The sequence below is a fragment of the Clostridium ganghwense genome (assembly GCF_026735165.1).
Classification (GTDB): Bacteria; Bacillota; Clostridia; order Clostridiales; family Clostridiaceae; genus Clostridium_H; species Clostridium_H ganghwense.
Genome location: NZ_JAPQES010000002.1, coordinates 422,085 through 435,392, shown reverse-complemented (window position 1 = coordinate 435,392; position 13,308 = coordinate 422,085). Strand labels below are relative to the sequence as shown.

General features: G+C 30.5%; 18 protein-coding genes and 1 pseudogene. 16 read left to right on the top strand and 3 right to left on the bottom strand.

Going from position 1 to position 13,308, the window contains the following annotated elements:
* Window positions 1-22: 22 nt before the first annotated feature.
* The 3 genes from OXH55_RS08745 to OXH55_RS08735 are packed head-to-tail and all read right to left on the bottom strand — an operon-like array spanning window position 23 to window position 2,615.
* Complete coding sequence (locus OXH55_RS08745; RefSeq protein ID WP_268049524.1) at window positions 23-772, bottom strand: ABC transporter permease; 750 nt, start codon at window positions 770-772, stop codon at window positions 23-25.
* 2 nt (window positions 773-774) lie between these two features.
* Window positions 775-1,731: an ABC transporter ATP-binding protein gene (locus tag OXH55_RS08740; protein ID WP_268049523.1), complete on the bottom strand. Its 957-nt coding sequence runs from the start codon at window positions 1,729-1,731 to the stop codon at window positions 775-777.
* A gap of 23 nt (window positions 1,732-1,754) precedes the next feature.
* A complete protein-coding gene (locus tag OXH55_RS08735; protein WP_268049521.1) occupies window positions 1,755-2,615 on the bottom strand; it encodes an AraC family transcriptional regulator in 861 nt (286 codons plus the stop codon).
* A gap of 212 nt (window positions 2,616-2,827) precedes the next feature.
* Between OXH55_RS08735 and OXH55_RS08730 the strand changes: the two genes are divergently transcribed.
* From OXH55_RS08730 to OXH55_RS08655, 16 genes and pseudogenes are all read left to right on the top strand, one after another.
* The gene (locus OXH55_RS08730; protein WP_268049519.1) at window positions 2,828-3,469 is read left to right on the top strand and encodes a DUF998 domain-containing protein; all 642 of its coding nucleotides are present in this window, start codon (window positions 2,828-2,830) and stop codon (window positions 3,467-3,469) included.
* Window positions 3,470-3,557: 88 nt separating this feature from the next.
* Window positions 3,558-4,061 carry a hypothetical protein gene (locus tag OXH55_RS08725; RefSeq protein ID WP_268049517.1) on the top strand — a complete coding sequence of 168 codons (504 nt, stop codon included), beginning with the start codon at window positions 3,558-3,560 and terminating at the stop codon, window positions 4,059-4,061.
* Window positions 4,062-4,104: 43 nt separating this feature from the next.
* Window positions 4,105-4,245 carry a hypothetical protein gene (locus tag OXH55_RS08720; protein ID WP_268049515.1) on the top strand — a complete coding sequence of 47 codons (141 nt, stop codon included), beginning with the start codon at window positions 4,105-4,107 and terminating at the stop codon, window positions 4,243-4,245.
* Window positions 4,246-4,328: 83 nt separating this feature from the next.
* Window positions 4,329-4,814, top strand: a complete 486-nt coding sequence (locus OXH55_RS08715; RefSeq protein ID WP_268049512.1) for a GNAT family N-acetyltransferase — start codon at window positions 4,329-4,331, stop codon at window positions 4,812-4,814.
* Between the two features lie 317 nt (window positions 4,815-5,131).
* Window positions 5,132-5,461, top strand: coding sequence for a hypothetical protein (locus OXH55_RS08710; RefSeq protein ID WP_268049510.1), 330 nt, complete (start codon window positions 5,132-5,134; stop codon window positions 5,459-5,461).
* 122 nt (window positions 5,462-5,583) lie between these two features.
* Window positions 5,584-6,051: pseudogene (locus tag OXH55_RS08705) on the top strand (VOC family protein).
* 174 nt (window positions 6,052-6,225) lie between these two features.
* Entirely contained in the window at window positions 6,226-6,681 is a 456-nt protein-coding gene (gene def / locus OXH55_RS08700) for a peptide deformylase (RefSeq protein WP_268049508.1), read from the top strand.
* Window positions 6,682-6,789: 108 nt separating this feature from the next.
* Window positions 6,790-7,299: a GNAT family N-acetyltransferase gene (locus tag OXH55_RS08695; protein ID WP_268049506.1), complete on the top strand. Its 510-nt coding sequence runs from the start codon at window positions 6,790-6,792 to the stop codon at window positions 7,297-7,299.
* A 182-nt stretch (window positions 7,300-7,481) separates the two neighbouring features.
* Window positions 7,482-8,360: an AraC family transcriptional regulator gene (locus OXH55_RS08690; RefSeq protein WP_268049504.1), complete on the top strand. Its 879-nt coding sequence runs from the start codon at window positions 7,482-7,484 to the stop codon at window positions 8,358-8,360.
* Window positions 8,361-8,392: 32 nt separating this feature from the next.
* Window positions 8,393-8,944 carry a GyrI-like domain-containing protein gene (locus OXH55_RS08685; protein ID WP_268049502.1) on the top strand — a complete coding sequence of 184 codons (552 nt, stop codon included), beginning with the start codon at window positions 8,393-8,395 and terminating at the stop codon, window positions 8,942-8,944.
* A 31-nt stretch (window positions 8,945-8,975) separates the two neighbouring features.
* The gene (locus OXH55_RS08680) at window positions 8,976-9,122 is read left to right on the top strand and encodes a hypothetical protein (protein WP_268049501.1); all 147 of its coding nucleotides are present in this window, start codon (window positions 8,976-8,978) and stop codon (window positions 9,120-9,122) included.
* A gap of 75 nt (window positions 9,123-9,197) precedes the next feature.
* Complete coding sequence (locus OXH55_RS08675; protein WP_268049500.1) at window positions 9,198-9,875, top strand: HD domain-containing protein; 678 nt, start codon at window positions 9,198-9,200, stop codon at window positions 9,873-9,875.
* Window positions 9,876-10,094: 219 nt separating this feature from the next.
* Entirely contained in the window at window positions 10,095-10,583 is a 489-nt protein-coding gene (locus tag OXH55_RS08670) for a hypothetical protein (protein WP_268049498.1), read from the top strand.
* Between the two features lie 96 nt (window positions 10,584-10,679).
* Window positions 10,680-11,477, top strand: a complete 798-nt coding sequence (locus OXH55_RS08665; RefSeq protein ID WP_268049496.1) for a multinuclear nonheme iron-dependent oxidase — start codon at window positions 10,680-10,682, stop codon at window positions 11,475-11,477.
* A 27-nt stretch (window positions 11,478-11,504) separates the two neighbouring features.
* Window positions 11,505-11,636, top strand: a complete 132-nt coding sequence (locus tag OXH55_RS08660; RefSeq protein WP_268049494.1) for a hypothetical protein — start codon at window positions 11,505-11,507, stop codon at window positions 11,634-11,636.
* 305 nt (window positions 11,637-11,941) lie between these two features.
* The gene (locus OXH55_RS08655; protein WP_268049492.1) at window positions 11,942-13,231 is read left to right on the top strand and encodes a CE1 family esterase; all 1,290 of its coding nucleotides are present in this window, start codon (window positions 11,942-11,944) and stop codon (window positions 13,229-13,231) included.
* Window positions 13,232-13,308: the final 77 nt, after the last annotated feature.

Genomic DNA, 13,308 nt, shown 5'->3' with positions numbered 1-13,308 from the left:
TACAAAAATGTTATGATCTCAATTAGTGGGCAGTTTCTTTTTTCAGTCTCCACATTGCCAGCATAAAGCTCCCACAGCACAATACTGCAAATAGCGCAATGACAGGCAGAATGTCCCCAAATACAACCGTTTCTCCCAATATTAAGCTGCGCAAGGCGTTAATAATATGTGTAAATGGATTGAGCATAACAGCTATCTTCAATCCTCCAGATAAATTTTCAACAGGGAAAAGAGCTGAGCTCAAAAAAAAGATTGGCAGTACAATGACAGTCATGATTGTTTCATAGATTACTTCATTGGGCAAGAAGAGACTGATTGAATAGGCTAGACCTGCCAAGAAAAAGGATGTCATAAAGATTAGAAGTATCATGAGCATAATTCCAGCAATTCCTGACGCAATCTTTACCGAGAAAAAAAGACCTACGACACATAAAATTGCTACTTCTACGAATGAAAGCAGTATTGCCTCCAGCATTTGTCCAATCACTATGGAGCTTCGACTTACAGGTGAGATTAAGACTCTATAAAAGCTGCCACTTGATTTCATAATAAAATTAATGATACCGCCGCTGCAGCAAGAAGAAAAGGTTACGAGCATTATAATGCCAGGTAAAATGAAAGCAGTGTAATTTTTAATCCCCATGTTTTGCATTGTCTGATCAGCAACAGCACTATAGATAACAAGCCAAAGAAGCGGCTGCAGTATTGTAATTATTATGGACAGTGGATTTTGAAAACGCCATTTCATATTTCTCCACAAAATATTTAGCACAACTATTCCTCCCCTCTATTTTTTCCTGAACCCGTTAATGCCAAAAATACATCTTCCAGACTAGGTTCTACAATTTCGATTGCATCAAACTCAACATCATGATCCAAAAGCCATTTGTTCACAGATGTAAAAGCTGTTCTGCTATCATCCACGCCTACAAAAACAGAATTATCTCGTACATTGGTAAACTTAATGAATCCTATGCTATTAAGGGTATCCTTGTATTTTATTGTTTTCTCAGCGCTGGAAAATGCAATACGAAGCATATTTTGTCTAATGTAACCTCGTAAGTTACTGAGTGCTCCTTGAGCTAATTCTTTCCCGTTTTTCATGATACAGATGGTATCACTCAGTTGATCGGCCTCCTCAAGATAATGTGTTGTAAGGAAAATAGTTGTACCATATTCATCTCGGATTTTCAGCAGCATTTTCCACATAGCTCTACGGGAATCAACATCCATACCAACTGTGGGCTCATCCAAAAACAAAATTTTAGGCATTGATACCATATTCATGGCGATGTCCAGTCTTCGTTTCACCCCTCCAGAATAGGAGGCTGTAGGGTACTTCAGATATCCAGAAAGTTCAAAGCTGTCAATCAAAGAATTGATTCTTTCTTTTGCTACCTGTGGATCTACTTTGTACAGCCTGCTTTGAAATAGCATATTTTCCATAAGCGACAGGTGTTCATCAATAGAAACACGCTGAGCAACACAAGCAATCTGTGTGCGTATCCAGGCAGGCTCCTTGCATAAATCTTTACCCAACATGGTTATATTCCCAGATGTGGGTTTGTAAAAGGTTGTCAGAATATTAATGAGGGAAGATTTTCCTGCACCATTTGGACCTAATAGAGAGAAGATTTCTCCGCTATTTACTTTCATACTTAAATCATCTAATGCTCTAACACCATTCTTGTACTGCTTAACCAATTTGTCAATTTCAATTTCATAATTCATTTATTCTCCTCCATATTCTTAGATTACTTTGCTTTCTTAACTGCAATCCAGACCTCAGAATGTCCGCCTTTTAATTTGGGATCGCTTATTGGGTAAACTTCTATATCTGGCAATCCAGCATATTCATAACCAGAAAACGGAAGCCATTCTGTAAGAAATCGTTTGAAGATGGTTTGAATAGAATCTTTAAAAGGTCCATTACATTCAAAAATAACCCATGTAGCTGCTGGAATTTTATATTGAAACAATTCCTCTGGAACAGCTTTATCAGTAGCAGCTGCAATATAGTAATAGATTTCCTCAGGATTTTCATATACGGTAACACCTAAAACACCATGAGGGCTTTGGTTTGTTAATTTATGAATTTGGGGTAATAGGTTGCTTTTTAATGTTGTATCCCAAAACTTAGGAACAATTTTGAAATTTTGTTCTTGCTCTTCTTGTAATGCAACTCTGACTCCAACAATTCTAATAGGGGCTTTTGTTTCAACTCTATACCTCATACTTTCACCTCCAGTGACCTTAATAGAAAAACTAATGCGTGGATAAGAGTTTAATATAGTTCCTTCCATGCGGGCAACAGTTGGGGCAACACCATGAACTTTTTGAAATGCACGATTAAATGATGTTGGTGAAACATAACCATATTTTGAACCAATATCCATAACTTTAGCTTCACTTACCTGTAATTCAAAAGCGGCTTTTGTCATTCTCCTACGGCGAATATATTCAGAGAGCGGAATACCTGCTACATAGGAAAATATTCGCTGAAAATAATAGGGTGAACAGCAGGCAATTTTTGCGGCTTCATCGTAAGAAATATCCCCTGCTAAATTGTTTTCTATATAATCAATCGCTTGGCTTAGATGCTTCAACCACTCCATCTCATCACCTCCTTGGTTTAAAGTTTAGCACAATACAAAATATATATCTTCTCTTTTGATGTCCAGTTTTGTAAACTCATCACTTATTTATAAAGAGTATGTATCGTATTATTATGAGAGTACAAAGGTATATTCATAAAATAAACATAATAGATATAACAAAATAGTAAAATATGGTGAAGATCATTTATAATTTAGAGGATAATTGAAATATGGAAAATAATAAAATAAAAAGTTTTTGGAAAATAGGGACTATAAGTGGAATGATGAGTTCTATAGTGTATGTTTTACATGTTTTTATTGGTGGAATTCTATGGGATGGATATAACTCTATTAAGCAACCTATCAGCGATTTAACAGGTATAGATGCTCCCAATGCTAGACTACTTAGAGGATTTACCAGTGTATATGGAATATTAGCAATAATTTTTGCTATTAGTTTATATGTGATTTTAAGAAATTGTGTAAACAAAATATCTAAATTCGAAATGATTTTATTGATTATAATGGAGGTTTCATCGTTTGTTGGATATTCATTATTTCCATTAGAAGGCACGAACACTGGAATGACATTTCAAAATAAAATGCATATTATTGTAACAGTAATTGTTGTAATCACTACAATAGGTTGCACATTTTTTATTGGAATAGGTTTTAGCAAAATAAAAAGTATGAAAAAACTAGGTTTATTTGTTATTGGCTGTGGTGTTATTATTACGATTTCTGGTGTTTCTACTGGTATTGTTATGGCAAAAAATATTCCTATTTTAGGTTTGATAGAGCGTATCAATATATTTACATTACAACTAATGATTTTTGTATTATCATTCAGTTTAGTCAAACAAAACAACTAGTAAAGTCAGATGCTTTAAGACGAATTTAATTAAGAGCGGGTTACAAATATTAAATAAATGTTATACCCTAAAAAAGGGGAGTTTAGTTATGAAAAAAATTTTATTGAAAAGTTGTATTATTTTATCACTGATTTTTTTGGTATTTGGATGTTCGGAGAAAAAAGTTGAACAAAAAAATAATGTACCTAATTCAAAGTCATCAATTACAACAACTAATGAAAGTAAACAAATTTCACAAGGAATAGAATACAAGAATGAAAAATTAGGATTTTCGCTTATTTTTCCTGAAAGTTGGAAAGGAAAATATAGAGTTGAAGAAAATGATATGGGTATAATGGTATACTTTGAACCAAAAGAAAAAATACAAGAGAAAGGAGCAGGTTATCTTTTCGGTATTATTAACAAATCATCAAAAGATTTGGATGAAGATCATTTTGATACTGTTTGTGATAAAAGATATTTTAAAACAAAAGATGATACTTATGTTATAGGTGGACCTACAGGAATTACTTTTTCAGAGGATAACCCAAAGTTTCCTACTTATAGAAAACTACAGTTACAAATTCCAGAGGTTATAAAAACAATTAAATAATAAGAGAAAAAAAGGAGGGGTTATTATTCTTATTATTGAGCATTTGGCAGAACACAAAGAATACGTGGATACAGTAATAAATTGGATTTGGAAAGAATTTGGAAGTGGAAATGATTATGCTTTTTTTGAAAGTATAATAAAAAACAGTCTAAGAAAAAAATATAAAGAAGTAACTACTACATAATTTTAAAAAATATGGTATATCATTATGATAAGTACAACAAAATTTTAGGATGTTGTAAATAAGTGAATAGAGGTGGAATAGTATTGAATAATTCGTTAGTATCTCAAATTGAAGTTTTAAAAATAGAGGAATTAGAAAGAGTATTGGCCCTTGTATACAATGTTTTTATGGAATTTGAAGCTCCTGACTATTCTGAACAAGGTATAAAAGCATTTGGAGATTTTATAGAGTTTAATTCAATTAAAAATATGATTCAGGATAATATTTTAAACTTTTGGGTGTGTTATGATAAAGAAAAAATTGTTGGAGTTATTGCTACGAAGAAAGTTAGTCATATTTGTATGCTATTTGTAGATAAAAACTATCATAGAAAAGGAATAGCTAGGAATTTATTTGAAACAATATTATCCACTGTTAAAAATAATCCTAAGATAAAAGAAATAACGGTTAATTCATCACCTTATGCAGTAGAATTTTATCACAAATTAGGTTTCAAAGATGTTAATTCGGAACAGAATGTTGATGGCATAAGGTTTACTCCTATGAAATTGAAGATTACTGGAGTGTGATAAGTGTAGCTTGCATTAAAGTTATGTAACATATTTTTAAATTATAAAAATAAAAAAAAGTGCTGATTTTTACAGCACTTTTTTTATTTTATGTATTAACTATAACACAAAATTACAAAAAAACAAGAATTGTAATTTAGATGGGGTTGTAGTATTAATTATTTAGGAGGTGTTGCAAGTAGATCATCCTCTAATCAGTTCTGACAAGAAGAAAAGAGCAAAGTCTATCATTTATTTATTATGAGCATAATATGTATAAGAAAATTATTGAATAATATATAATATTTGTATTGAAATACTGTAGATTGAAGGTTCATATGCTTAATACTATAAAAAAACACAAAATAGTTATTATTGTTGTACTTATTGATTTATTATTAACTTGGTTACTGGCATTTTCAGGCATTGTACTGCCATATATTAACCCAAGTATTGAACAATATAGACTTTCAGGAACCAGTTTTCCACTGGATTTTAATCAAAAATTAATTTGGCTAATCATGCATGCTCCTATCTCGTTATTTATTGAAGCAAAGCTTGGAGGTATAACTACAACAAATTCTAACGTTTTTGTGTTTTTAGCGGTTTTGCAAACTGGTTTAATAGCTATCTATTTGGATAAAAAAATACTAAGTAAAAGAGAGTAATTTATTCCGAATACATGACAAAAGGAGAATTTGCGTAACAAAAACATATAATATTTTAAGAACGAATTATATTTAATAGGGAAGCAAAGATTATTTATATAATTTTCGTGAGGAGGCGTACAATGAAATTTTCAAATCCATTGATAGTTGTTTCGAATATGGAAAAGGCAAAGCGATTTTACTATGAAGTGCTTGGGTTAGAAGTTGTTGTTGATTTTGGGGCAAATGTAACTTTAACAGGTGGTATTGCATTACAGACAAAAGATATTTGGTCGACTTTTATTCACAAACAGGATAGTGAAATTATTTTTGGAGGAAATGTAGCAGAGTTATATTTTGAAGAAGATGATTTTGATGGTTTTATTGAAAAGATGAATGACATTGTAGACATTAACTATGTACATCCTATGGTAGAACATTCCTGAGGACAGCGTGTTGTTCGGTTCTATGACCCTGATAAGCATATTATTGAAGTCGGAGAAAATATGCTTATGGTTGTCAGACGATTCTTAAACAATGGTCTATCAATTGAAGAAACTGCTATTAAAATGGATGTACCAGTTGATTATGTGAAATCTTGCTTAGAGTAGATTATGAGTATAATCTGTAGTAAATTAATTGCACAATATTCTTAAATTACGATGCAAAAGATTAAAGATTAAGGAAGTAGTTAAGGCGTAATAGTAAGAGTATTGTCCAATAACAAGATAGCTGGATAGATGATAAAAAAAATTATATAATATTTGAAAGTGGAGGTTTAAAAAATGGCGTTAAGGAATATTCGGATTTTCGGCGATAACATATTAAGAAAAAAAAGTAGACAGATAGAAAATATTGATGATAGAGTTTTAACTTTACTCAAAGATATGGCAGATACATTGCATAATACAGAAAATGGAGCGGCATTGGCAGCACCACAGGTGGGTATCTTAAAAAGAGCTATTGTAATAGATATGGGTCAGGGGATAATATATCTGATTAATCCAGAAATAGTTGAAACTGAAGGAAAGCAAAAGGTTGTAGAAGGGTGCTTGAGTATTCCAAATAAATGGGGGAAACTAATAAGACCTAAAAAGGTTAAAGTAAAAGCATTAAATGAAAAGGGGCAGGAATTTATTATAACTGGAGAAGGAGATTTGGCAAAGTGCCTATGCCATGAAATTGATCATTTAGATGGGATCCTTTTTATAGATAAAGTAACAGAATTCATAGAAGAATGATATGAAATAGATAACAGTTAATACGCATCATTCTTAAATGATAATATAAAAGGCTAATATTATAAAGAAATTGTGAAATCAGTAAGAGTACAGAATGGAGGTATTATATTGAGTAAAAAAGTATTAAAATCGGAAAGATTAGTTTTAAAACCTTTGTCTTTTAATGAGCTATTATGCATTAAAAACAATATGATTGAAAGTATTGAAACTTCAATTGAATTAGAAGCAATATCTGATGTTGTAAAATTGGCAATATCAAAAAAAATAGAGAAAATGCAAAAGCTTAATAAAGATATTCATGAATGGTATACATATTGGTTAATTATTGATAAGAATAATCAAAACGGCATAGGATTTATTGGTTTTAAAGGAATACCAGATGAAAGTGGCTATTCAGAAGTGGGATATAGTATAGCTCCTAATTACAGAGGAAAAGGGCTTATGACTGAAGCATTATCAGTTCTAGTAAATTGGGCTTCAAATTTTCCTAATTGTAAGGGCATTACAGCAATGAGAGTTTTAAAAACCAATATAGGGTCAAATAGAGTCTTAAATAATTGTAAATTTAATTTAGTTGATTCTTTGAGCAATGGAAATAATTATGTTCTTACATTCTAACAGAAAAAAATTTTGGATATATTTATTAATATATAATATAAAGAAATTACGTAGCAAGAAGATATAATGTTTTAAGACAAAATTGTTTGATATTATGAACATTATTTTTAAAAGTTTAATTTACTTTACATTTTTAGTACACCAACTGCAAAGCAATATATTATTTTCTCTGCTAAACTGTAATGGAAGGAAAGATAAATGTGGATTGGATAAAAAGAATGAATGCAGCTATAGATTATATTGAAGACAACATTACATGTGATATTGACTATAAGGAAATTGCAAAAATTACATGCTGTCCTAATTATCATTTTCAGCGTATGTTTGTGTTTATTACAGAAATACCACTTTCTGAATATATCAGACGAAGACGCTTAACCCTTGCAGCTTTTGAGCTACAACAAAATAATTGCAGCATTATTGAGATTGCACAGAAATATGGATATACATCTCATTCAGCCTTTACTCGTGCATTTAAAGAGATTCATGGAATTGCACCTACATTCGTGCGTAAATCAGGTGCAAAATTGAAAGCTTATCCACGTATGTCTTTTCATTTTTCGATTGTAGGAGGTTCAGAAATGAATTACAGAATCGAAAAAATCGGTCCGTTCTCAGCAGTAGGTTTCAAATATAGTGTGAACACTGAAAAATCATTCAGTACAGTACCTATGATTTGGCAGGAGATTCAGCAAAATGGCTTTTCAGAAAGATTACTTAATTTAATGGATACTAATCCAGAAAAATCACTTAACGGTGTACTTGGTATTTTATCAGAGGGTGCTTGGGGTAAGAATAAAGATTTTTCATACTACTTAGCTGTTTCCTATAAAAATGAAACTCCTATAGATATGGAAAAATTGAACTTTCCAGAAAGCCAGTGGGTAGTATTTGAAGCCTCCAATCTTACTGATATCGTAAAGGTTTGGAAGCGTTTATATACCGATTGGGTTCCTACGTCAAATTATTTTCTTGCTGATTTACCAGCCATTGAGTGCTATTATCCTCCAGGACACAACCCTCAAAATGAGCTCTGGGTACCTATTGTTAAGAAAAATTAATTACTCAAATGCAGTATGAAAGGGATGATAAAATGGCAACATTAAAAAAAATAGAATTTGTAGATTTTGGCCCATACAAAATTATTGGAAAAGAAATAAGAACAAAGCACGAAAGCTTTAACCCTATTTTTCAATCAAAGTATCAAACTATCCCTTCATTATGGCAGCAGTGCTTTTCTGATGGAACATTTGATACTCTTGCAAAGATGAGCGAATATTGTCCAAGCGAAACACCAGATGCTTATGAGGGGTATATGAGGGATTTCTGTAATGAGGATGGAACATTCACTTACCTTGTAGGTTTTTTTATGAAAACAAATACGCCTGTTCCTGATGGATATACTTTTTACAAGATACCAGCTTGTACCATTGCAAAGGTATGGATTGAGGGTGAAGAATATGACATATATCCTAATGCACATCAGCTAGCAGTTGAAGCGATTAATCAACATGGATATGTTGTTGATTGGCAAAATTACTTTTCATGTGAAGTGTATACTGATGCACGATTTGGAATACCTAAGAATAATGGACAGAAAGTTTTAATTCTTGATTATTACATTCCTTGTATTAAGAGGTCATAAAAACAATTATCATATAATCAGTTAAGACAGAATGAAAGCGTGCAGTGTTAATAAAATAATCAAGCTTAGAATAGCTTTTGATTGCAAGAAGGTATTGATTGGAGAGAATAGAAGGTGTCAAATAGAACTTGATGCTACAAACAAGAGAGTAACTATTCTTGAAGAGTGTATAAAATAATATTAATTCACAACATTCTAAAATCACGATACAAAAAAATTATTTTATAACATTAATCTAAAGGAGCATCAAAATATGAAAAGAGAAGAATTTCAAAGAATTGAAAGGTTTATGTTAAAGAATATGAATGATACTGTTCATGATTGTTTACATGTATATAGAGTTTTGAATTATGCAATTCAAATTGCTGATACTATCCCAAAAGTAGATACTGAAGTTGTGATAATATCAGCACTTTTACATGATATAGGTAGAGTAGATGAAATAAGAAATCCAAGTCTTTGTCATGCAAAAATAGGAAGTGAAAAAGCAAGGGAATTTTTGATTAACAATGGATATAGTGAAGAAAAAGCAAATCATGTTGCTGATTGTATTCTTACCCATAGGTATAAAAAGAATTTAAAACCACAAACAATGGAAGCAAAAATTATTTTTGATGCAGATAAATTGGATTTGACAGGAACTGTGGGGACTGCAAGGGCAATTTTATTTGGAGGACAAATTGCAGAACCTTTATATTTAGTTGGAGACGATAGACTACCTACTAAGGGATTACCATCAGAAGAGGCATCTTTATTTAGAGAATACAATCGGAAACTAAATAAATTGTTTCTAAAACTAAATACTGAAAAAGCAAAAGAAATTGGAATAGAACAACAAAAGACAATGGACTTATACTTTATGAATTTATTAAAAGAGGTAAATAGAAATTACTCTAATGGTAAAAAACTAATGGACAAAATACTTGAATAAGGAATATTAATTTTGAAATATAATCTGTATTGAATTATTGTACATTCTAAAAAATGTGTATTAAGAAGTATAAAGGTATTAAAACATAATCACAGAATGATGTGAAATAGTCATGGTTTAAAGGAGGTTGAAATGCTAAAAAAATTTATTATTATTTTTTTGATGTGTGTAACCTTAACTTATATCATCGCATTTGCAGGGGATATTCCTGAATCACTCATGTTAGGAAATCAACAAGCATTATTTATAGGAAAATTGACGGATAAAAATTCTGAAATATACACTATAACTCCATTAACGGTTATGATGGGTAGTATTGAACAGAAAGAAATTAAAGTAAATAAGTTTGAAAAATATTATGGTACTAACGATATTCCAGAAAACGGAGATATTTTGGTAGCAGTCTTACTAGAAGAAGGTAAAATTGATGACCTATGGGTTTTCAAAGCAACATCCGATGACTATAAAACTTTAAATCTCAAAAGTGAAAAACACAATATGGTTAAACGATATGAGAAGTATATTAACGAGGGTAAATACTTTGAAGCACAAGAAAAGATAAATGAAAAAGCAAATTCGGTACAGGATAGTAAAACTCAAATTATTGACAGCACGCAAAAGAAGATCCTTAGTTTGTCAACAGCTTTAATAGTGATAGGTTTAGCAGTAAGTGTATCTTATAAGCTTGTTTTGAGAAAAGAAAAATAGGCTTTTAAAATGAAGGAGTTGCGTATTATTTTTAAATGATGACTTAAACTGAAGATTATATTTTTATTTATATGTGATAGGAGAGTGAGGTAATATATGCGTATTGGATGCAATTGGTCAAAAGCGTTGAAGTTCCTTCTTGAAAAAAATGCTGTTAATATAGATTATATTAAATCTGGTGCATATGGGACGTTTAATGAACAGTTTTCTACCATACGTTCAATGCGTCCAATACTACTACATGGTCTAGGATATTTTGAACATACTGGAATGAAAAATATAGAAATGATAGATTTTGATTTTGCAAATATTCTCATTAAAAAATGTAATTCTCCGCATTATGGTCTTCATCTTTCAATTAAGAATTCAGATATGTATCCAGGTATGACTGAAGAAAATATATATGAACATATGTCTAAACAGATTCAGAGTTTTAAGAAGAACTTAACAGTACCATTGTTGCTTGAAAATATTCCCGATTCACCACAAGAATATGTAAGATTTGATCACTATCCTTATATTATGCCAGAACAACTTAGTAGATTGTTTATAGAAAATGATGTATCATTTTTGCTTGATCTAACACATGCAAAGGTTACTGCACAATATCATGGTTGGAATATTCATGATTACATTAGCGAGTTACCACTTAATCGTGTTGTAGAAATTCATGTAAATGGTTCTGGTTATGATAAAGATGGTTTTCCAGCAGATACACATCAAGCTATGGAAAATGAAGATTACAAATTGTTAGAATGGGTTCTTAATTATACAAATCCAGATATTGTTACATTAGAATATAACGGAATAGCGACAGAAAATGATGATATAGTTATTTATTCTTTAGAAAAACAACTAAATAAAATACAAAATATATGCAATCTAACTAAATGAGAAGATTCAAAAATGGGGGAATATAATTTGGAAAAACAAGCATTAAAAGAATTGTTAAAGAGTATAAAAGAGAATGACTATACAGTACCTGAAGGGGTAAATCCATATCAATTATCTTTAACGATGATGGATAATATAGGGGATATGTTTGTACTTTAGATTCATTGATAAACCAGAGCATAAACAAATCACAAATGTAGTTAGAGAGGTACTAAAGGAAATAAATCGATTTAGCCAGTATTGATATAGAATTATTATATTCCATCACAGATGTTGTGGTGGAATTTTTTTTAGCAATAAAGTAATTAAAGAATTGTTGTAGAAAAAGTTATATGAATTTAACTTTGAAAGTATTTTTTCACAATTTCACATATTCTTATGATAATTCTATGATATTTATTTTATAAAATATAAATAACGATTAGGAAAGTTATTTATAATCAAAAAAATGGAGGTAATTAAAGATGAAAGAAAAGTTAAAAATCATAGTTCTTGCAGCAGTTATAACATCAAATTTCTCAACAATAGGGTTTGCTAGTCCAGCTTCAAAAACAGCTGCAGCAAATAAAGTAAAGAAAGCGAAAGTTGAGTTTAAACAATCTACTAAAAAAGAAGAAAGAATAAAAAAATTAGAAGAAACTATAAAGATGTTAGAAAAGAAATATGAAGAAGGTCTAATATCCAAAGAAACATATGATGCAAAAAAATCAAATTTTAATAAAATGCTTGAGAATTTGAAAAATGGAAAAGATAAATTATCTAAAGTAGATAATTTAAAGAAAAAGAAAGGTGAGGTTAAACAGCTTACTAAGGAAGAAAGAATAAGACAGTTAGAGGAAAGTATAAAGATGTTAGAAAAAAAACATAAAGAAGGATTAATTTCAAAAGAAAAATATGATGCAAAAAAAGCATATTTTAATGAACGACTTGAAAATATACGTGAACTGAATGAGATTACAGCGGATAATATCAAGAGTTATAAAGTTGGTATGAATCAAGTTACGATTAATGTAAATGGCCAAAATAGAAGGTTTAAGTTTTATGTCCCTGAAAATTTATCAAGGGAGGGTGTTTCTTTAGTATTCAGATTTCATGGTTCAGTGTCTATTTCACAAGATCCTATTGATTCAGTAACTAAAAATTACATATTAAATCAGATTGCAAATGATGAAAATATTATAGTAGTATATCCTGCAGGAACTGCCGGAGCAGAAGACACAATGATTACTTGGAATGATACAGAAAAGAACTTAGCTTTTTTCGATGAAATGGTAAAATGTTTTGAAAAAACTTTTGATAATATAGATTCTAACAGGATATATACATGTGGTCATTCTAGTGGAGCAATATTTTCATTTACTTTAGCGGGATTTAGAGAAGACAAAATTGCAGCAGCAGTTCCAGTTTCAGGTCAATATAACTTAACAAAGAATCCAGAAAAAAGTACTTTTATAGGTAATGATATATCTGTTCCTATTAGAGCTTATAATGGTACAGAGGATAGAAGTGTAAATTATCAAGCAGCTAGCGATAATATGAGGGTTTGGGCAGAAAAAGAAAATAGAGGTAATCCTATTAAAATTGAAGAGAAACTTATTACTATTGGTGATTATGATGTTAAGGTTGAACAATGGAGAGGAGGAATGTCTGATTTAGAAATGTATTCAATACAAGATGAGGAACATGGAATCTCTTGGGATACCATTGCTCAGTCAATGTGGAAATTTATGAAAAATCATCCAAAGAATAAATAGATTTACTAGAAAAAATTAAAGAGCAATGATATGCTAAAATATGAGTATGGTATTATTGATATAATATCCATACTTAT

Bases quoted from the DNA above. Each gene is read 5' to 3' on its own strand.
- OXH55_RS08740 (WP_268049523.1), bottom strand. From the start codon at position 1,731: ATGAATTATGAAATTGAAATTGACAAATTGGTTAAGCAGTACAAGAAT.
- OXH55_RS08735 (WP_268049521.1), bottom strand. From the start codon at position 2,615: ATGGAGTGGTTGAAGCATCTAAGCCAAGCGATTGATTATATAGAAAAC.
- OXH55_RS08730 (WP_268049519.1), top strand. From the start codon at position 2,828: ATGGAAAATAATAAAATAAAAAGTTTTTGGAAAATAGGGACTATAAGT.
- OXH55_RS08725 (WP_268049517.1), top strand. From the start codon at position 3,558: ATGAAAAAAATTTTATTGAAAAGTTGTATTATTTTATCACTGATTTTT.
- OXH55_RS08710 (WP_268049510.1), top strand. From the start codon at position 5,132: ATGCTTAATACTATAAAAAAACACAAAATAGTTATTATTGTTGTACTT.
- def (WP_268049508.1), top strand. From the start codon at position 6,226: ATGGCGTTAAGGAATATTCGGATTTTCGGCGATAACATATTAAGAAAA.
- OXH55_RS08690 (WP_268049504.1), top strand. From the start codon at position 7,482: ATGGAAGGAAAGATAAATGTGGATTGGATAAAAAGAATGAATGCAGCT.
- OXH55_RS08685 (WP_268049502.1), top strand. From the start codon at position 8,393: ATGGCAACATTAAAAAAAATAGAATTTGTAGATTTTGGCCCATACAAA.
- OXH55_RS08680 (WP_268049501.1), top strand. From the start codon at position 8,976: ATGAAAGCGTGCAGTGTTAATAAAATAATCAAGCTTAGAATAGCTTTT.
- OXH55_RS08675 (WP_268049500.1), top strand. From the start codon at position 9,198: ATGAAAAGAGAAGAATTTCAAAGAATTGAAAGGTTTATGTTAAAGAAT.
- OXH55_RS08670 (WP_268049498.1), top strand. From the start codon at position 10,095: ATGTTAGGAAATCAACAAGCATTATTTATAGGAAAATTGACGGATAAA.
- OXH55_RS08665 (WP_268049496.1), top strand. From the start codon at position 10,680: ATGCGTATTGGATGCAATTGGTCAAAAGCGTTGAAGTTCCTTCTTGAA.
- OXH55_RS08655 (WP_268049492.1), top strand. From the start codon at position 11,942: ATGAAAGAAAAGTTAAAAATCATAGTTCTTGCAGCAGTTATAACATCA.